Source organism: Dyella halodurans (assembly GCF_026283925.1).
Lineage (GTDB): Bacteria > Pseudomonadota > Gammaproteobacteria > Xanthomonadales > Rhodanobacteraceae > Dyella > Dyella halodurans.
In genome coordinates, this window is the sequence record NZ_JAPDPF010000004.1 from 64,625 (window position 1) to 84,221 (window position 19,597).

The window sequence follows — 19,597 nt, forward strand, 5'->3', positions numbered from 1 at the left end:
AGCTGCTGGATCACTATCCCGCGCATCTTGCACGCAAGCGCACGCGCTGCGCCTCACGACCCGGCCGCTGGCTGCGATGGCCGGTTTTCTCTTCATGGGCATGCTTCCCCAGGCCGCCCATGCCTGCGCCACCTGCGGCTGCACGCTCAGCACGGATGCAGCCACGGGGTACTCCACCGAGTCCGGTTGGCGCATCAACGTCGATTACACCTATATCGACCAGGACCAGCTGCGCAGTGGCGGCAGCAAGGCAAGCCCGGAACAGGTGGTGAACCAACCCTCCGATCCCTCGCTGGGCGGCGGGGAAATCGAAAAGCGCACCATCAATCGCTACTACAACGTGGCTGCCACTTATCGCTTCGACGGGGATTGGGGCGTGACGTTCGTGCTGCCGTACGTCATCCGCGATCACTCCACCTACGGCACCCAGCTGCAGCCGTATACGCCGGCCGCAATCGCGCCCGATCAGATCAGCAACTCGCACGTAGCGGGCATCGGCGACGCCAAGGTGCTTGCCAGCTATCAGGGCTTCCTCCCTACGCACAATTTCGGCGTGCAATTCGGCATCAAGCTGCCGACCGGCCATTACGGTGGCCAGACCGATGACGGCAATTTCGTGGGTCGCCCCACCACGTTCAATTCGGGCCCGAATCTCGGGCAGTCGCTGGATACCAGCCTGCAGGCCGGCACCGGCAGCACCGACCTGATTGCCGGCGCGTACTACTTCCAGCCGGTGAGCCAGAACTTCGACGCCTTCGTCAACGGACAATTCCAGGCGGCAATCAAACAGAACCTGGATACGCCGGGTGCCGATTTCCGCCCCGGCAATCTTGCTTCCATCAGCCTTGGGCTGCGCTACGAAGCCCATGCCAACTGGGTACCGCAGGTGCAGATCAACTGGTTCCACAAGAGCGCGGACCAGGGCGCCCTGGCCGACCGGCCCGACACCGAGGGAACGGTGGCTTACCTTAGCCCGGGCATCAGCGGCAGCCTGAGCGAGAAGCTGCAGGTTTATGCCTTCGTGCAGGTGCCGGTCTATAGCCATTTGCAGGGCTACCAGCTGTTCCCGCGCTGGACCGGCACGGTGGGCATCAGCATGAAACTCTGAGCCTGAATCATCAGCAAGCCTTCGCTGGCGTCGCCGCGCTTTTGGCCGCGACGCTTCACGAGACGCTTCCATCCCTCCTTCTAGATTCCACGCCATGCTCAACCATTTACGTCACCTGTTCGCCGCGCTGTTGCTGGCCCTGCTCGCGCAACCCCTGCTCGCCAACGATCTGGTGGTAGGAAAGACCGCCCCGCCGATCGCCCTGAAGACCCTGGACGGGCAACAGATCGACTTGCGCGATCTGCGGGGCAAGGTGGTGATCGTGACGTTCTGGGCCACCTGGTGCGACCCCTGCCGCGAGGAGCTGCCCCTGCTTTCCCGCTACGTGCAGGAGCACGCCGACCAGGGCCTGATCGTGCTCGGCTTCAGTCTCGATTCGCCCGATCAGCTCGACCAGGTAAAAGCCGTGGCCAGCACGCTGAGTTTTCCGGTCGGGCTGCTGGGTGATCCCCACGTACCCGGCTACGGCCGTATCTGGCACCTGCCGGTGAGCTTCACCATCGATCGCAACGGACAACTCGTCGATAACGGCTGGAAGGACCAACAGCCCGCATGGACGCAGGACCGGCTCGACAAGATCGTGACGCCCTTGTTGAGCGCCGCGCACCAGGACGAGGTCGCGAGTCGTCGACCATAGCTGGGCTGGAAGCCGGCAGTGAGCCGCCGCACGTCTCCCTGATCTCGCCCACACGGACCCAGGCCCTTACTGGCGTGGCGGACTCCGCGAACGGATCCATCTGCTCGCAAGCTCTTGCATTCGCTGGCTAACTCGCGTTTTTTCCCGGAGCTGTCACAAACCTGCAAGACAATCAGCACAGGTGGAGCTCCATGCGTTCGGCAGGCTTCGCGATCGCATCATTGACGGGGGACCTGTGCACATCATTCTGGTTGAGGACGATCAGTCCTTGGGCGCTGCCATTCGGCGCGCGCTCGAACGTCTTTCGTATACGGTGACCTGGCTGCTCGATGGCAGTCAGGCCGCTGCCGCCCTGCGTGATGAATCGGCCGACCTGGTGCTGCTGGATCTTGGACTCCCCGGCAAGGATGGCCTCGATGTCCTGCTCGAAACGCGCCGCAACAGGATCACGACGCCGGTGCTGATCCTGACCGCGCGTGATGGCGTGCAGGCTCGCGTGCAAGGCCTGGACGCCGGCGCGGACGACTACCTCACCAAACCGTTCCACCTGGATGAGCTGGGCGCGCGCATCCGTTCGCTGACGCGTCGCATGCAGGGTCTGGCGGTGAACCGGATCGAAGTGGGCGCACTCTGCCTGGATGTGGGAACGTCGGAAGTGATGTTCCGCGGCAAGCGGGTGGAACTCACCCGCCGCGAATTTTCCTTGCTGCAGGCCTTGATGGAACGCGCCGGCCGCCTCGTCCGCCGGGACGCCCTGGATAACTCGCTCTACGGCAACGACAAGGTAGTGAGCGATGGCGCGCTGGACGTGCTGGTGCACTCGCTGCGGCGCAAGCTGAGCTTCGAGACGATCCAGAACGTGCGCGGGTTCGGCTACATGATCCCGCGGGACCCGCAATGACTTTGAACAGCCTGCGTGGCCGACTGCGCTGGATGATCGTCGCGATGCTGCTGATCGTGTGGGTTCCGTTGGCCGTCTACAGCTTCTCGCACACCAGCGCGGAACTGGAGGAAATGTCCGACGGGCGGCTTGCCCAGGCCGCCCATACGATCAGCGCGCTGGTCCAGCGCGTGGGCATCCAGGGGCTGATCGGCAACGAGCGGCTGCTGGCGAGCGTGCAGAAGAAAAAAGTGATCCAGGCGGCCGGGGATGTTCCCACCTGGGAGTCCGAGGTCGGATTCCAGGTCTTTGACCCGCACGGAAAGCTGGTTCTTGGCTCGGCCAACCTGCTGGCGCTGCCGCCCTCGCCGATGGACCGTTCGTCTTACCAGGACCTGCGCAAGGCGCACCACATCTGGCGCGTCTACACCTACGTGGACACCTCCAACGACCTGGTGATCCGCGTGGCCGAGCGCTATGACACCCGCCTCGAGATCATCAACACGCTGTGGCTCGAACACGGCCTGCCCTTCCTGCTCGGCCTGCCGGTGCTGGCGCTGCTGATTGGATGGTCCGTCGCGCGGGGCTTGCGACCCCTGGTGGCGCTCGCCTCGGCGCTGTCGTCACGCGAACCCGGCAGCCGTGAGCCGATCACGCTGGAGAAGGCTCCGCAGGAGCTGCAACCCGTACTCACCGCCCTCAATGCGCAGCTGGCACGGCAAGAGGATGCGCTGGAACGCGAGCGACGCTTCAGTGCCGACGTGGCGCACGAGCTACGCACGCCACTGGCCTCGATCATGCTCAACCTGGAGAGCGCCTTGGCGACGGACGATGTGTCCGAAGTGCATGACAGCCTCGCCGGCGCACACCACAGCGTGGGCACGCTGGCGCGCCGCATCGAGCAGCTGCTTGCGCTAGCCAAACTCGAAGCAGGTGCCGCCTCCAGCCAACTCGCCACCGTCGACCTGATGGAAGTGGCCGGCGAGGTGATCGAGGAATTGACGCCGGTGATCGCCGGCAGCGGCGTGGAGCTTGGCTTCCCGCCGTCGAATAAGCCGGTGCTGGTGCAAGGCTACGATGCGGCGCTCGCCGCCATGCTGCGCAACCTGCTGGAGAATGCCCTGCGCCATGTGCCGGCCGGCGGCCAGGTCCAGCTGGCCATCGAGCAGCACCAGCACGAAACGACCCTGGAAGTGATTGACGATGGCCCGGGCATTCCGCCGGAACGCCGGGATGCCGTGTTCCGGCGCTTTCATCGCGAAGCATCGAGCCGCGGCGAGGGTTACGGCCTGGGTCTTTCGATCGTGCAGCGGGCCGCCGGCATGCACAACGCGTCCATCGAACTGCTCGACTCGCCGTTTGGCAAGGGCCTGCGCGTCAGAGTCGCCATTCCCCTGGGCGCCTGACGATTCGGAGCAGCGATTCAGCGCAAAGCAAACTGTCGAGCCGCGGCGTCGTGAGACAATACGCCTTCCTGTCAGGACCAAGACTTCTCATGACCGTCCCCAAAGACGCTTTTCGGCGCTTCCAGGAGGAACTCGCCGAACTGGACCGCAAGCAGCAGGCGGCCCAGAAAGAGCTCACGGACGACGCACGCCTGGCCCTCGCCAAGAGCGAATTCCTGGCGATGCAGAAGCGCTACGGCTTGTCCGTCGCCGATGTGGTGGCCTTCTTCCCTGAAGAGGAAGGTATCCAGTACCTCCAGCAGCTCATCGCAGCGAGCGAGACGGGCACCAAGCCAAGGAAGCGCAGCAAGAAGCCCAGCGGGACGACTTAGCGTCCACTTCTGCACTACATAATAATTAAAACAAATAGTTACAAGCACATATTGAAGTGTGTTCGAAGATCTAAACGTCACTCGACACCTACGGGAAACGCTGTGCCCCAAGCCCAACGCAGCCCCATGCTGTCGCTGTCGATCGGCCTGCTGGTCGTCGCCATCGCCAACTTCCTGGTCACGGCGTGCGTGCTGCAATGGATGCGCTCGGACCTCGATCCCATCGCCATGCCGCTGAGCGCCTATCTGATCGGCGCTGGTGGCGCGTGGCTGCGCGGTGCGTATTACCTGATGGCCGCCGCGCTGGCGGCCGTGGCATGGGCCAGCTATCGGGTGACCGACGTGCGAGAGCGCAGCCGCCTGGCAAGCGCACTGTTTGTCGCAGCCGCACTGACGCTACCGCCCGTGGCCATCACAGCCACCTACGCATACAGCGCACACGAGAACCTGGCGCGGCTGATCCACAGCATGGCGGCGCAAACCACCTTCCTGTGCCTGGTGATGGGCATGCTGCTGTTGTCGTCGCGCTGGCGACGCGATCCGCGCCTGGGGCGTGGCAACCCGGTGGGCATCGTGCTGGCCTGGCTGGCCTTCGTGCAGATGTGGTTGCTGGCTCTTTGGCCAGGCGCGCCACCCGGCCTGACGCAGAAGGTGCTGATCGCCCTGATCCTGCTATGGCTGGGCTGGGCAACGCACCAGTTGCAGCGCGTTACCCGCTAGGCCCGCGACTCAGCGCCGCGCGAAGACGCGATCGCGCACCAGCTCGCACACGCTGCGCACGTCGCCGTCCATGGCGCGATCGCGCGCCATGAAGCCGATGTGGCGACGCAGTGCATCGTGCGCCTCGCGCACTGCCGAACCGGCGTGGAAGTCGCCCACGTTGGCCAAGGCACGGGTCAGCTCCTGCACTTCGGCGACAAACTGCGCGTAATGCGGATGGCCCTCGCGTGGTGCATTGGCCACCTTGCCGGCCAGCGCCTGCCAGTCGCCGCGGGCCGCAAGCCTGCGCGCCGCATTGAGCATGGCCTGGCGGAAATCCAAAGCCTGTGCCGCGGTATACAACTCCAACGCAATCACATAGCCGAGATCTTCCATCATCTCCAGCACGTGGCGCGCTTCGTTCGCACCCATCGACACATGGTCTTCCGCATTCGCACTGGTCGGCACGGAATACACACTCGCCGGATGCGCGCGCGTGGCCAAATCGTTCACCAGCGCAGCGGCGGTGTACTGCACGATCATGAAGCCGGAATCGGTGCCGTCTTCGTTGCCGGTAAGAAACGCCGGCAGGCCATCGTTGGTGGCCGGATCGACGAGCTTGTTCAGACGGCGCTCGGCAATCGATGCCAGCACCGGAATCGCCGCCTTCACGTAGCTCATGGCCAAGGCCAGCGGCATGCCGTGGAAATGACCGGCGGAGATCACCTGCTCTTCGATGAACTGGGCGTCTTCGGCGTCCGGGAAGATCAGCGGGTTGTCGGTCACCGAGTTCAGCTCGATGTCGATCACGCGGCAGGCCTGGGCCCAGGCATCTCGCACGGCGCCGTGCACCTGCGGCATGCAGCGCAGGCAGTAAGCGTCCTGCGGCTGATGCTTCTTGCCACCCTTGAATGGCAGGAAGCGCGCGTAGAACGCCTCGCGGCCATGGCGCTGGTTGGCCGGCACCCAGTCCCAACCGATGTCGAACGTAAGCGCCTGATCAGCCGGATCGACCCAGGCATCGGCGGCCCACTGCTTGAAGCGCGGCACCAGATGGTAAGGAATGTCGACCAGGGTGCTGCCTTCGAGCAGTTCGCGCACATGCGCGGCCGTTTCGACCTGGCCAGGATGCGGGCGAAGGGCGTGTACCTCAGGACGCAGGGCGCCGCTGCGGCCAGCGAACGCGTCCAGCGTCATGGCGGCGGCGAGGTCGGCGAGATCCAGCAGATGTTCCAGTTCGTCCAGCGCCAGCGTCGCTGTGGCGAGCATCTGCGCCGTGCCGTTATTCAAGGCCAGGCCTTCCTTGAAGGACAGGCGGATCGGCGACAGGCCCGCGCGCTTCAGCGCTTCGGCACCCGTCATGCGCTCGCCCTGATAGAACGCTTCGCCACCACCGAGCAGCACGATGGCCAGGTGCGAGAGCGGGGCGAGATCGCCACTGGCGCCCACGGAACCCTTCTCCGGCACCACCGGCACCACGTCGGCATTGAGCATCGCGGTCAACGCCTTCAGCGTCTCCACGCGAATACCCGAATGGCCGCGCATCAGCGTATTGATGCGGATGACCAGCATCGCGCGCACCACATCCGCCGCGAATGGCTTGCCCACGCAGACCGCGTGGGTGGTGATCAGGTTGTGCTGCAGCTCTTCGAGCAGGGTGCCTTCGGGCTTGTCCTGACGACCACCAGGCAATTCATCGCGCAAACGATGCGCGCCCAGCAGCTTGTCGGCATTGCTGCCGAAGCCGGTGGTGACGCCATAGGTCGGTTCGCCACAGCTGACCTTGTCGGCGAGGAAATCGGCGGCGCGCTGCACGCGCACCAGCTGCGCTTCGTCCAGCACGACACGCAGGCCCTGGCGCGCCACGGCGACCAGTTGTTCGCGTGTCAGGCTATTGCCGTCCAGGAGTATCGTGTTTGCGGTCATGCTTGCTCCGAGCCCGGACGGGCCATCGATGGGGTTTTAGTTTCCTCATCGCCACGCATGGGGAAGCGTGGCGACGATTCATCAGGCGCCGACTTCGGCCTGAGCGAGCTCGACGCGTAGCGTCTTGATCAGCTCCGAGCGCTGCACTTCGAACTGATCCTCGCGGCGCAAGTCCTTCACCGTGACCACGCCCTTGGCCAGCTCATCCTCGCCCAGCACGATCACGAAGCGGATGCCCGCACGATCGGCGTACTTGAACTGCTTGCCGAGCTTGCCACCTTCCAGCACCACTTCAGTGGCGATGCCGGCGCCGCGCAACTCACTGGCCAGCGCGAGATACGCCGGCAGCTGTGCCGCATCCATCTGCGTCACCAGCACGTCGACCGTGCTCTGCGCGGTGCCGACCAGGCCGGCGTCGCGCAGCTGCCAGTAAAGCCGCGTCAGACCAATGGAAATGCCCACGCCCGGCAAGTGCGACTTGGTGTACTGCCCGGCCAGATTCTCGTAGCGGCCACCGGAGCAGATCGAGCCGATCTGCGGATGATCGTTCAGCGTGGTCTCGTAAACCGTGCCGGTGTAGTAGTCCAGACCGCGCGCAATCGAGAGATTCAGCAGGTAGTGCGACTCCGGCACGCCGAAATCGCGGATCATGCCCAGCACTTCCTTCAGCTCGGCGCGGCCCTGCTCCATCGCTTCCGGGCCGGGGCCCAGCGCGTCGAGCTTGGCGAAGGCATCCTGCAACGAGGTGGAGCGCGTCTGCACGAAGGCGAGAATCTTTTCCGCCGTCTCGGTGCTGAGAGCGAACGCTTCGCCAGTGAGCGTGTCGCGCACGTAGTCGGCGCCGCGCTTGTCAAGCTTGTCCACCTCACGCAGCACCAGCGTCTGCTGCTCGCCATCGGTGACGCCCAGGCTCTCGAAGAAGCCGCGCATCAGCTTGCGGTTGTTCAACTGGATGGTGAAGGCGCCGATGTTCAGCTCGCGGAACACGCTATAGATCACCGCCGGCACTTCGGCGTCATAACGCACCGACAGGCTGTCCTTGCCGATCACGTCGATGTCGCACTGGTAGAACTCGCGGAAACGGCCGCGCTGGGCGCGCTCGCCGCGGTACACGCGCTGCATCTGGTAGCGACGGAACGGGAACGACAGGTCGTGTTCGTGCTCGGCGACATAGCGCGCCAGCGGCACGGTAAGGTCGAAGCGCAGGGCCAGCTCAGGCACGCCATCGCCCTTCTCGGCGTTCAAGGCGCCGGTGGATTGCACGAAATAGACCTGGCGCTCGGTTTCGCCGCCGGTCTTGGTAAGCAGGACGTCGGAAAATTCCATCACCGGCGTTTCGATCGGCAGGAAGCCAAAGCGCTCGTAGTTGCGGCGGATCACGTCGAGCATGCGTTGGAACGCGATCTGGTCGAGCGGCAGCAGCTCGAGTACGCCGGGCATGGTGCGGGCCGGGGTAAGCGCCATGAAATCCTCTGCTTAGCGATGGTAAAAACGTCAAATCACCGCCCGGCGGCGCACCGTCAGACGTAGCCGTATAGATTAGCAGAAGGCCGCCTCGAGCCCGAGTCGCACGGCTTTGTCAGCAGCCCGCGCACGCGCTGTCAGAAAATTCGCCTGCCCCTGTTGCCAAGACCGCGCAGGGTCATTAAGATACGCGGCTCCCACGGGGTGTAGCTCAGCCTGGTAGAGCGCTACGTTCGGGACGTAGAAGTCGCAGGTTCGAATCCTGTCTCCCCGACCAAAATTCGAAGAATCAAGGCTCTGAAAACCGCGTCGCCGCGAGCTTTCAGGGCCTTTTTCTTTTCCGGCGCCCAGCCCTCCCCGAGTTGCCCTGGCCAACCACTTGAAGCTGGCCTTCCGGTGCCGCAGGCCCGCATACCCACCTCAGATCTTGCTGAGCATGCGCGCTGCGCCTTGCGCGGCGTCCCTGCCGCAGCCAAGGCGTCGTGAGATCCGCGCCGCTCAGGGCGTCTTGGCGGACTGCAGCTGCTCGACGATGGCGAGTGACTTGCTTACATGCTCCTGCGGATGCAGATGGTCGGCTTCCGAGGAGAACACCGCGGCGACTTTCCCGTCGCGCCCGATCACGAAGGTCGTTCGCGAAATGAAGCCATGGTCGATGACCTCGCCGCGCACGTCCTTCGCATTCGGTTCGGCCGCCGCCATTTTCAGGTCGTAGGACGCAGCGATCTTGCCGTCAGGGTCGGACGCGATCGGAAACTTGCCAGCGCAGTAGTTCGGGTCGGCCGAAAATGAATTAAGCCGCTGGATGCTGTCGGCCGAGACGCCAATGATGGTTGCGCCGGCCGCCGCAAACTTCGCCGCCTCGGTGGCAAAGGCATGCGCCTCGATATCGCAGCCGCCGGTATAGGCCGAGGGAAAGAAGTACACGATCACGGGTCCGCTCTTGAGCGCATCCGCCAACGACAGCTTGAAGTCCTTGCCGGCCTTGCTGGCCTGGGCGGTAAACGTGGGTGCGGTCGTGCCCTGGGCAATGGCCGCGAACGCCGACGGCGCCATGGCCATGCCCGCTGCCAAGGCAGCGGCTGCGAACGAAAACGTAAGACGCTTGTTCATTACAGAAACCCTCGTTGGTGTACTGGGAAGAGACTGTGCGGTAGCCCGATCCGGTGGGTGATCGACACGGTCGATGCGCCCCCTACTCGCCTAGGTTCGATCCCCAGGCAGTGAAGCGCAAGAGGCGGGCGCGCGGACGAGCGCCGTTCGGGGCGGCGCGATCGAGCACGCCCATCAAATCTCGGTCAGCGGCATGCCCTGCCGGAGTCGATAGGCCTGGTGAAAGCCTCCCGTGTGATGCAGCTGGGCGCCTTCCACCAGAGCTTCGTCGGAAACCACGCGACAAAGGAAAAACCGGTGCAAGCCGATCTCCTGGCTATGCACGATGGCCAACTCCCGCACGCGCAACGCGGCGGCAACGGCGGGAATGCCGAATGCCCGTGACGGTCGCACGGCAAACGGTAGCGCATCCCAGTTCGTCAGCGGTTCCTTGTGATGCGCACCAAGCTTGTACACCACCGCCTTCGTCGCCGCGGGCATGCTGGACAGCACCACCTTACGCTGCTCCAGCATGGTCGGCACGGACACATTGGTGCTGCGTAGTGCGAGCGAAAAGAATCCGCTCCGTTCCAGCGGGCCGATCAAATCCATCGGAAAAATATTCTGTCGACCTGGCGCGTCGACGGAGACCAGCACCACCGGCCGTGGACACAGGTAGGCGATCATCAGCTTCTGTACCGCGGCAGGATCGGTATTCAGGTGGTTCGTCGCAAGGTTTTTCAGCATCAGGCGGTTCTGCAGCCACGCATTCCACGAGCGCCGCGGCCAGACGAGGCAGCGGTGCCCGCCAGCGGCGACGTGGTAGAGCGTGAGCGAGGTATTTTCCGCAGAGATCGCCGCCATCTGCACCAGCCGCAAGACGCCGAGCAGTCGTCCGCTGGCGCGATCGTGGTATTCCAGTACCGCGCGTTGGCCTGCATCGATGCTGGTGGCAATCACCAGCGGATTGAGCGAAGCCACGGTGTGGTCGGCCGTGACATCGGCCGAGTTGCCGCCCCAGCGCAAGGTGGCGGTGACGACCTGCTGCGGCGGATCGACGGCAACCGTCGACCACTGCGGCAGCGGACGCACGAACGGTCTTATCCAATCCTTCCACATCTCAGAGCCGCCGAAATAGCAAGAACATGTAAAGATGGGTGGCCCATCCGAGCCCACGCGGAATGAGGCGTTCCAGCCGAAAATGCGGCGCGGCCGCTCGCGCCACCACCTGCGGCGCGAAGCGATGAACACCGCTTTCGCTTGGGATGGCGTAGCGACCGTGGCGCATGAGCTTGATGACATTCGCCCGCCACCAGCCGTAACGCGCGTCCCCCAGGTAATACGGATTGAGCATGCTGGCCAGGACAAATCCTCCCTGCTGCACCACGCGCGATAATTCTTCGAAAAGTTGCGTGTGGTCCGCGAAATGATCGAGGACGGCAAAGTTCGCGGTCACTGCCTGCACCTTGCAGTTGAGCGGTGGCGCAACCGCGACGATGGTCTTGCTCGCGATTTCGTCGCGGCAGTGCTGTTCCAGGCACTCGTACATCGCTTTCGAAGGCTCATACACGAAGGTCAGGTGCCCGTTGGCGGCATAGGCCTTTGCATCGATACCGGTACCGGCACCGAAATCGAGAACGTCCGCTCCCGCCGGCAGCAGATCCAGCGCCATCTTCTGGAAGCTGTCGCGCACCGCCTGGTCGCGTGGCGAGTTCAGAATGAATTTGTGGTACTGCTCTCCAGTATGCATGCCATCGGCTACCTTGTTGTCAGCGTTGCGTATTGGGCACGCATGACTCGCAGGCACAAGAAGGCTCGTTCACATGAGTGCTGCCTACGCCAGGAATGGTTGCGCCCCGCCAGACACAGACCTCCTGCCAGGGCGACGCATCGCCCTGCCCACGCACGACGAGATCGTGCACAGGCCCTAGGACTTCGCACAGTTCGACACGCCAAACGAGGCCTCCCCATGCGGCAGGTCGCCCTGCCCTTTAACGGTCGTAACAAGGTCCTTGCCGATGGTCAGGCATTGGTCTGCGATCCCTGCCACGCCACTCCGATGAGACACAACAATCAGGATCGTCTGCCGCAACCGCGACTTCACGGATGAAAGAACCGCTATCTCGGCGGCGGAGTCGAGCGCGCTCGTCGCCTCGTCCAACAAGGCCAGGAAGGGCTGCCGCAGGATGACCTGGGCCAGCAGCAGTCGCTGCAACTCGCCTCCGGAAAGCCGGCTCGACGAATTGTGCAGTGCCGTGTCGAGTCCGTGCTTCGAACTTGCCAGTCGCTTGTCGAGCCCCACGTCCCGCAGTGCGCTGCGCAACATCTCGTCACTGGCATCGGGCGCAGCCCACAGCAGGCACTCGCGCACGGAATGCTGCCAGGGCCGGACGTTCTGGCTGACATAGGCACCATGCCGCACCCGTTCGCAGTACTCGTCAAAGCCGATCGGCCGTTCGCCGGCGCGTGCCGCAAACGTCACCGGCGCCATCATGCCCGCCAGAACATCGACCAGGCTGCTCTTGCCGATGCCGGAGTCACCCGAAATCAGGGTCAGCTCGCCGGGCACCAGAACCAGGTCGCCGACATCCAGACCGCAGGCTGGTGGCACCACCTGCATCCGCTCGATATGCAGCGCACCCGCGCAAGTCGTCGCGTGTGCTGGTGGCGCGGATGAGCGGGCCGAATCCAGCTGCATGTAGCGCTGCCACAGTTCGAAGGCCGGCGCGGCCGAACGCAGCTGATGAAAACTCTGCCGTGTCGTCATCAGATAGGGCAGCAGGCGCCCCAGCAACAGGCACACCGCAATCAGCGACGACTGGTCGATGCCGCGCCAGCGATGGGCCAGCACGAACAGCCCCGCGATCCCCGCCGTCGCCAGCAGCTCCAGCATCAGCCGCCCGGAAGCCACCAGCTCCAGTTGGCGCCGGTAGCCGTGGCACAGCCGGGCGGAAATGGCGCCGTAGCTTTCCTTCTCCACGTCCTCCTTGCCGAACGAGCGGATGTGGCGCAGGCGCCGCGGAAAATCCTCGCTATGCCAGAACAGTCGCGTCATGTCCGCAACGTACTGGCGACTGACCAGCGATTGCTCACGCCCATAGGCACGTGACGCCAGCAGTCCAAGACCTGCGAGCAGCGGCGCCGCCAGCACCAGGGGTGGCGATACCCAGAACGCGAAACCGAGACTGACGGCAGCGGTGACGCCGGCGATCAGCAATTGCTGCAGGGCGTTGAAACCCTGCACGATGAGCTCGACGTTATGGATAAGGACATTGGCGATTTCCGCGGACGTCGAATCCGCCAGCGACTTCAACGGAGCGTCGACCACGCGCGCATGCACCCGGCGGCGCAGGCTCATGCCGTAACGACCCACCAGGCGCGCTCCCAGACGCGCTGTCAGCCAACGCAACAGAGCGAAGGCAACCATCGCGGCGGCGAAGATGGCGGCCTGCATTTCGACGCTGCGCCCTGCATCGAAAAGCACACTTCCAAACGGCAGCGTGTGCCCCGGCTGTACCAGCGGCACCAGCAGCACCGTCGCGAGACTGCCGGCAAACGCTACGACCAGCGACAGCACCACATACGCCGCGGATTCCGCCAACTCGGCGTGCGTAAGCGTACCCACCAGCGAACGCAGCAGGTCGTGGACTCGATCCGGTGCTGGCGACGGCGCGCCCGACATCGTTACGGGCTCGCGCCGCTGGCCGACCGCATCGGCCGCGGCTTCGTTGGCACTTCGTGGTGAGTCAGAACGGCGCTACTCCGGACATGTTTTGCCATGTCGGTAAGTGCGGCAGGCACGCGAAAAGGTTGCGCGAAGCCGCCACGCTGCTTCATTTGTTGCCCAAAGCGCAACCGAGCCGGAGCAGCGGGCTACTGCGTCTTGCCAGCCCGCGGGCCCTGCGCGGTGGTGAGATCGGCGGCATCAGTCGAGAAGCCGGCGCAGTGTTTCGACAGCATCCCGCGGATGACGTCCGCGGCGCAGTTGATACACACCCAGCTGCATCATTCGCTGCTCGAAACGATGCCAGCCCGGCTGTCGGGACGCATAGGCCTGATCGGCGCGCAGCCGTACCGCAATTTCAGCTCGGGGAATAACGCTCAACAGGGCACCGGGATCATCGGCCGGTTGGCCGGAAACGAACACCGCGCCGACCAGCTCCGGCGGAACCGCCGCGAGCCGCCCATGGCCTTGTCGCAAATCGGCTTCAAACTTCTCGACGCCACTGCGGCGACGAATGATGGGCGCCTGGCTGATCCAGCGCGTGGCTGCATCATCGTCGACGAAGCGCAGCGCATCGGCCTGCACGTGCAAGTAATTGGCGACACCGGTGGCGAGCAGGCTCTCGGGCTGCACGAACACGGCATCTTCGGCAAGAAAGTCCAGGCCCTCTAGCAGGCAGTGCAAGGCTAGGGTTGACTTGCCCGAACCGCTGGCTCCCAGCAACAGGACGCCGCGCCCGTGCTGGCCGACGCAGGCGCCATGCAAGGGCACCAATCCAAGACCGCGCGTCGCCAAAGTGAAGACCGCAAATTCGATGAGCTCGTAACGCAGATGGTACGGATGACCGAGCATGTCCTCCGAGGCCACGATGAGGGCGCGGTGCTGTTCGGGCGCCAAGACCACGTAGTTCGACGCATCCATCACGCCGCAGAGCAGACCCGCACCGGATTGCACACGTACCGGTGGCGGCTCGACGGCAAGCGGAAAAACCTGGCGCGGCAGCAAGCGCAGCTCGATGCGGAACTCAGGTTCGCCTATCGGGAAGTGATGTGGCGGCAGGCCGGCGTAAGCGGCCTCGACCAGATCCAACAGCGCCTCGCTGGTGCTTTCGAAGCGGAAGCATCCGCCCAGGACCTTCCGGCACACCGAGTAGCGGCGGTCGGCGGGCCGTTCGCAAAAAGGATCCGCACCGGCGTCTTGAACGTCGGCGCAGAGGACAGGGCCATCGTCGTCGATCAAAAGTTTCTGCCGTCTGATTGCCGGGCGCCGTACGGCGCGGATACGAATGCTGGCCAGTAAGTACCGCCTCGGCGGGAAAAGGTTGCGTCGGCGCCGCAGGCGGCCGCGGCTCGCCGGAACCGTGCGGCCGCACGTTGACGGCGATAGGCGGCGCGCGCGCCGATCATCTTGCCGCACCAGGCAACCGAAGCCGCACGCCGTGGCACTCACTTCCAGTCAACGTCGATCGTTGGATCCGGTACGCCGGCCCGACGCCCATGCGCTGCCACAGCTTGCCCACGGCTCACGAGACCTTTTGCGATGCTGAATATCCAGGTTGGACACTCCTACTTTTTGGGCTACGACCCGAAACAGTGGGAGCGCGGCAAGCCCTATCCGCCACTCGCCACCATCCAGGTCGCCGCACTGCTGAGAGAGATGGGGCATGCCATTACCCTGTTCGATGCGATGCTGGCCGACGGCGTCGAGGACTATCAGGCGTCCCTGCAGTCTGCACGACCGGACGTGGTGGTGATCTACGAGGACAACTTCAACTACTTGACCAAGATGTGTCTCGGCCGCATGCGCGAGGCGGCGTGCCAGATGATCGCCGAGGCACGCGCCGGCGGTGCGCGCGTGATCGTCGCGGGCTCCGACGCCTCTGACCACCCGGATGCCTTTCTTGCGGCGGGCGCGCATGCCGTGCTGATCGGCGAAGGCATCGCGGCGCTGATCGAATTAATCGGACGGCTGGAACGGGATGCGGATATCGACACGCAGGGCTGGGTAACCGGCATCGCCGGTGTCGCAACGCTGATGAACGGACAGACGCAACTGACGCGAGTCGGCGTGATGCCGCCCGATCCTCGCATGAAGGGCCGCCCCGCCTGGGACCTGGTCGACATCGAACGCTATCGCACGATGTGGCGCGAACGGCATGGCTACTTCAGCCTCAACATGGCGGCGTCACGGGGCTGCCCGTTCCGCTGCAACTGGTGCGCCAAGCCGATCTGGGGCAACCACTACAACCAACGCACGGCCGAGGACGTGGCAGCCGAGATGACTTACCTCAAACAGACGTTCAAGCCGGATCACGTCTGGCTGGCGGACGACATCTTCGGCTTCCACGTCGACTGGGTGACCGAGTTCGGTGCGCACCTGGTCGCCGCCGACGGTTCCATCCCTTTCACCATCCAGACCCGCGCCGACCTGATCAGCGAACGGATGGCCACGGCGCTGGAACATGCCGGATGCGCGGAGGCCTGGCTGGGCGCGGAGAGCGGCAGTCAACGTGTGCTGGACGCCATGAACAAAGGCACGAAAGTCCCAGACCTCGTCGCAGCCCGTGCACGGCTGGGAGAACACGGCATCCGCGTGGGCTTCTTCATCCAGCTCGGCTACCTGGGTGAGCAGTTGGTCGATCTGCTGGCAACCCGCGAACTGATCACGCAGGCTGTTCCGGATGACATCGGCGTCAGCGTTTCGTATCCGTTGCCAGGCACGAAATTCTACGAGCAGGTCAAGACCCAGCTTGGCGCGAAGACGCACTGGCAGGACAGCGGCGACCTGGCCATGATGTTCCGCGGCGCCTACGACTCGGACTTCTACCGTCACGTGCGTGATCTGCTGCATGAGCAGGTCATGCTGCAGCCATCGAAGGCTGCTGAAGCGCCGGCGGCTTACAGCGAAGCCATGGCAGCGCTCGATGCACGATGGGATGCGCTGATCGCCAACGAGCATGCGCACCGTTGCGTAGACGCCACCGCGTCAGCGCCCATGACGGCACAAGACACTCCCCCACCGGCCCGCCATGTTGCCGCCGCTAAAAATCGTTAAGGCCGGCTTGCGCCGCACCACCGAAGCGCTGGCCGCGGAGTTGGCACAGCCCGGCGGGACAACGCCGGACTGGAGCGATCTCGAATGGCAGCTGGCAACGGCTGCTGCCGCTGCGCATGGGGTGTCGCCGCTGCTCTGCAGATTTTCCACCTGGCAGAAACCGGAGTGGCGACGATTTCTCGCGAGCCAGCGCGAGCATGTCGAGGAGCGCCATCGGCGCATCGCAGATCTGCTGAAGCGCATCGACGCCGGTGCCCGCACCACCGGCCTGGCCGTCGTTCCGCTGAAGGGTTCCGCGCTGCACGCCTTGGGACTCTACGCACCAGGCGAGCGGCCGATGGCCGATATTGACCTGCTGGTCCGCGAGCACGATGCCAGGCCGACGATCGAGCTGCTGCGGGAGCTCGGTTACGTGGAGTCGTTCGCGCAGTGGAAGCACCGGGTCTTCAAGCCGGCAGTGGGCACGCCCGTAGCCGCGCTGGGCGAGCACCGCGACACACCGGTCAATATCGAACTGCATACCCGCATCCAGGAACGGCTGCCGATCTCCGCCGCCGACATCACCGAGCGGATCTATCCGCGCGAGCCGCGACCGGGTTTGAATGACTATCCGTCCAGCGGCGCCTTGATGAGCCATCTGCTGCTGCATACGGCGGGCAACATCTGCAATCGCAGCCTGCGACTGTTGCATCTGCACGACATCTCGCTGCTGGCGATGCGCATGGCAGCGAGTGATTGGGACGTCTTGTGGGACAAGCATGCGGCCGACGCTCCCTGGTGGGCGCTGCCGCCGTTGCGCCTGCTTGCACGCTATTACACGAATGCGGTTCCCGAAGCCGTGTTCGAGCGGCTCGAGCGCGACTGCCCTCCCCTGCTGCGGACGATTTCTCGCCGTCAGACCCTGACGCAGGTTTCGTGCTCGGAATTGTGGCTGCACGCGCTCCCTGGCATCGAGTGGTCCCGCTCCTTCGGCGAAGCCGGTCGCTACGTCAGGAGTCGTGTCAGACCGTCAGAGGAAGCCATCAAGGAACGCGCCGATATGGTACGGACACAGTTATGGCTCCAGGGTCAGGGCTGGGTCAAGCAGAACCAGGGCCGGCGCATCCTGACCATGCTCACCCGGCCGGTGCCGCGAATGGACACCATGTACGTGGTGCGCGCGGCATTCGAAGCTCCGGCTTCTGCGACTTAGCGCCTGCTTCGTGGTTCGGCAGGCATCCGGAGGGCGATGGGTGATGAGCGCGCAACATCTATGCATGACCGCCGAGGAGCCATCGCTGTCCGGCATCCGGCTGCGATGCCCTCGATGCAGAACCGACATCGGCGGATGGGACTGTCCCGCGTGCGGGTTCTCCATCGTGATCAACGACGATATCGCGCGAGCGTTGCCACCCGAATCGATCGCGCACTACGCCCGCTTCGTGGACGATTACGAACGCATAAGAGAGTCTGAAGGCCGCGGCAGCGAAAGCGCCGCCTTCTATCTCGGTCTTCCCTACCGCGATACGTCAGGAAGGCATCGCGGGCAATGGCGGATCAGGGCCCGCAGCTACGATTACCTGGCTCGGCATCTGCTGGATGGCGCCGGTCGCGGCAACAGGATCCTGGACCTCGGCGCGGGCAATGGCTGGATGAGCTTTCGCCTGGCACTGGCCGGGTATCGACCTTGTGCGGTGGATCTGCTCGCCAATGACAGCGACGGACTGGGAGCCGCCCGGCATTACCGCACGCGCCTGCCTGCACTCTTTCCGCGTTTCCAGGCCGAGATTCGCCGCCTGCCCTTCGCGGACGAACAGTTTGACGCGGCCGTGTTCAACGCCTCCTTTCATTACGCCGAAGACTACGAGGCAAGCCTGCGTGAAGCGATGCGCTGCTTGAAAAAAGGTGGCGTGGTCATCATCAGCGATACACCTTGGTACAGCCGGCAGGAGAGCGGGGAGCAAATGCTCGCGGATCGTCGTGCGGCTTTCCGGCGAAGTCATGGCATGGCTGCTGACTCGATCGCCACGCTTGGATTCCTTACGGATGAGCGCCTGGGCAGGATGGAAGACGCGTTATCGATCCACTGGGATGTGCATCGTCCGTGGTATGGCCTGACATGGGCCATGCGCCCCCTGGTGGCGAAATGTCGTGGCAGGAGGGAACCTTCGAGGTTTCGACTTTACGTAGCCCGCAAAAGCGCAGGATCGTGATGAATTCAGCTCTACGCAGCACCCATGTGTCCAAACCGGTCATGGGCGAAACGGGCCGGGTCGCACCATCCGGCATGCCGGCGACCGAAATACCGGTGGTTTCGGTCGTGCTGCCGACCTACAACCGCTTGCCGCTGCTGCGCGAGGCTATTGCATCGATAGTCAGGCAAACATTCGGCGACTGGGAGCTCATCGTCGTCGACGACGGTTCCACCGACGACACGCGTGGTTATCTCGAAGCGATCGATGATCCAAGAGTCCGGCCGCTCTGGATGGAGCACCGCGGTGATCTCACCTCAGCACGCAGCGCCGGCCTCAAGCACGCGCGCAGCAAGTGGGTGGCATTTCTTGATTCGGACGACGTGTGGCTGCCCATAAAACTGGAAGTGCAACTGCGCCGGCTCGCCGCGCAGCCTGAATGCAGGTGGAGCTACACGGGATACTCGCTGATCGACACGGAGGGGGCGTCGCTGCCGGAGCGGTCGGACCTCCTGCCTCGGCCGGTTTCCGGGTACATCCTCGAACCATTGCTTCGGTTCAAACTCTCGACGCCGGTCCCGACCATGCTTGTGCAGCGATCGCTGATCGAGGAGATCGGCGGGTTCGACGAAGCCATCCCCATTCATTCCGACTACGACTTCGCGCTGCGACTCGCTGCACACAGCGAGGTCCTCGCGTTACCCGATATCTTGACGCTGGTTCGCGAACACCCGGACAGGACCACCGCGCGCTTGCGCCTCGCGGAACTTTGCGCCGATCAGGAGCGCGTGTTCCGCAAAGCCGCGGCGGCCACGACGGACCCGAAAATGAGGGTGCTGTGCCTGCACCAGTGCGCGATGCAACTGGCAGGACAGGCGGCGGCATTGTCGCGGGAAAGGTCACACGGGGCCGCGTTCGCTGCACTGGTTCGCGCGGCCCGCATCACACCTTTCAACGGCGTGGTCTGGAGAACCGCGGCGGGATGCGCGGTGCGGGCGTTGGGAGCGTTCAAATAAAGACGTGAATCACGATCAGGCTGGACGCCGCATCGCCGCCCGGTGCCAC

At 64.3% G+C, this 19,597-nt stretch carries 17 protein-coding genes and 1 tRNA gene; 11 read left to right on the plus strand and 7 right to left on the minus strand.

Annotation, left to right across the window (positions count from 1 at the left end):
* Positions 1–94: 94 nt before the first annotated feature.
* The 6 genes from OUZ49_RS09410 to OUZ49_RS09435 all read left to right on the plus strand — a co-directional run bounded on the left by OUZ49_RS09410 (position 95) and on the right by OUZ49_RS09435 (position 5,122).
* Positions 95–1,108 carry a transporter gene (locus OUZ49_RS09410; RefSeq protein ID WP_266150115.1) on the plus strand — a complete coding sequence of 338 codons (1,014 nt, stop codon included), beginning with the start codon at positions 95–97 and terminating at the stop codon, positions 1,106–1,108.
* Positions 1,109–1,202: 94 nt separating this feature from the next.
* The gene (locus tag OUZ49_RS09415; protein ID WP_266150116.1) at positions 1,203–1,745 is read left to right on the plus strand and encodes a peroxiredoxin family protein; all 543 of its coding nucleotides are present in this window, start codon (positions 1,203–1,205) and stop codon (positions 1,743–1,745) included.
* 235 nt (positions 1,746–1,980) lie between these two features.
* Complete coding sequence (locus OUZ49_RS09420; protein ID WP_266150118.1) at positions 1,981–2,646, plus strand: response regulator; 666 nt, start codon at positions 1,981–1,983, stop codon at positions 2,644–2,646.
* Positions 2,643–4,031: a sensor histidine kinase gene (locus OUZ49_RS09425; protein ID WP_266150119.1), complete on the plus strand. Its 1,389-nt coding sequence runs from the start codon at positions 2,643–2,645 to the stop codon at positions 4,029–4,031. The genes OUZ49_RS09420 and OUZ49_RS09425 overlap by 4 nt, the downstream gene beginning before the upstream one ends.
* A gap of 89 nt (positions 4,032–4,120) precedes the next feature.
* A complete protein-coding gene (locus OUZ49_RS09430; protein WP_266150120.1) occupies positions 4,121–4,402 on the plus strand; it encodes a 2-hydroxyacyl-CoA dehydratase in 282 nt (93 codons plus the stop codon).
* 102 nt (positions 4,403–4,504) lie between these two features.
* On the plus strand, positions 4,505–5,122 hold the full coding sequence (locus OUZ49_RS09435) for a DUF998 domain-containing protein (protein WP_266150121.1): 618 nt from the start codon (positions 4,505–4,507) through the stop codon (positions 5,120–5,122).
* A gap of 9 nt (positions 5,123–5,131) precedes the next feature.
* Here OUZ49_RS09435 and OUZ49_RS09440 read toward each other — a convergent pair whose 3' ends face one another.
* Positions 5,132–7,027: an HAL/PAL/TAL family ammonia-lyase gene (locus OUZ49_RS09440; RefSeq protein ID WP_266150123.1), complete on the minus strand. Its 1,896-nt coding sequence runs from the start codon at positions 7,025–7,027 to the stop codon at positions 5,132–5,134.
* Between the two features lie 81 nt (positions 7,028–7,108).
* Positions 7,109–8,491, minus strand: coding sequence for a histidine--tRNA ligase (gene hisS, locus OUZ49_RS09445; protein WP_266150125.1), 1,383 nt, complete (start codon positions 8,489–8,491; stop codon positions 7,109–7,111).
* A gap of 200 nt (positions 8,492–8,691) precedes the next feature.
* Between hisS and OUZ49_RS09450 the strand changes: the two genes are divergently transcribed.
* Positions 8,692–8,768: transfer RNA gene (locus OUZ49_RS09450), tRNA-Pro, on the plus strand.
* A 221-nt stretch (positions 8,769–8,989) separates the two neighbouring features.
* Here the strand turns inward: OUZ49_RS09450 and OUZ49_RS09455 are convergent.
* The 5 genes from OUZ49_RS09455 to OUZ49_RS09475 form a co-directional block, all read right to left on the minus strand.
* Entirely contained in the window at positions 8,990–9,604 is a 615-nt protein-coding gene (locus OUZ49_RS09455; protein ID WP_266150127.1) for a peroxiredoxin, read from the minus strand.
* Positions 9,605–9,778: 174 nt separating this feature from the next.
* Entirely contained in the window at positions 9,779–10,675 is an 897-nt protein-coding gene (locus OUZ49_RS09460; RefSeq protein WP_266150129.1) for a flavin reductase, read from the minus strand.
* 28 nt (positions 10,676–10,703) lie between these two features.
* Positions 10,704–11,333, minus strand: coding sequence for a class I SAM-dependent methyltransferase (locus OUZ49_RS09465; RefSeq protein WP_266150130.1), 630 nt, complete (start codon positions 11,331–11,333; stop codon positions 10,704–10,706).
* Between the two features lie 177 nt (positions 11,334–11,510).
* Positions 11,511–13,265: an ATP-binding cassette domain-containing protein gene (locus OUZ49_RS09470; RefSeq protein WP_266150131.1), complete on the minus strand. Its 1,755-nt coding sequence runs from the start codon at positions 13,263–13,265 to the stop codon at positions 11,511–11,513.
* Between the two features lie 243 nt (positions 13,266–13,508).
* Positions 13,509–14,546, minus strand: coding sequence for a phosphoenolpyruvate carboxykinase (ATP) (locus tag OUZ49_RS09475; protein WP_266150132.1), 1,038 nt, complete (start codon positions 14,544–14,546; stop codon positions 13,509–13,511).
* Between the two features lie 300 nt (positions 14,547–14,846).
* Between OUZ49_RS09475 and OUZ49_RS09480 the strand changes: the two genes are divergently transcribed.
* From OUZ49_RS09480 to OUZ49_RS09495, 4 genes are all read left to right on the plus strand, one after another.
* The gene (locus tag OUZ49_RS09480) at positions 14,847–16,361 is read left to right on the plus strand and encodes a B12-binding domain-containing radical SAM protein (protein WP_266150133.1); all 1,515 of its coding nucleotides are present in this window, start codon (positions 14,847–14,849) and stop codon (positions 16,359–16,361) included.
* Positions 16,336–17,553, plus strand: a complete 1,218-nt coding sequence (locus tag OUZ49_RS09485; protein ID WP_266150134.1) for a nucleotidyltransferase family protein — start codon at positions 16,336–16,338, stop codon at positions 17,551–17,553. Before OUZ49_RS09480 ends, OUZ49_RS09485 begins: the two co-directional genes overlap by 26 nt.
* A 64-nt stretch (positions 17,554–17,617) precedes the next feature.
* Positions 17,618–18,553, plus strand: a complete 936-nt coding sequence (locus tag OUZ49_RS09490; protein WP_266150135.1) for a class I SAM-dependent methyltransferase — start codon at positions 17,618–17,620, stop codon at positions 18,551–18,553.
* Positions 18,487–19,548 carry a glycosyltransferase family 2 protein gene (locus OUZ49_RS09495; RefSeq protein WP_266150136.1) on the plus strand — a complete coding sequence of 354 codons (1,062 nt, stop codon included), beginning with the start codon at positions 18,487–18,489 and terminating at the stop codon, positions 19,546–19,548. The genes OUZ49_RS09490 and OUZ49_RS09495 overlap by 67 nt, the downstream gene beginning before the upstream one ends.
* Positions 19,549–19,597 lie beyond the last annotated feature (49 nt).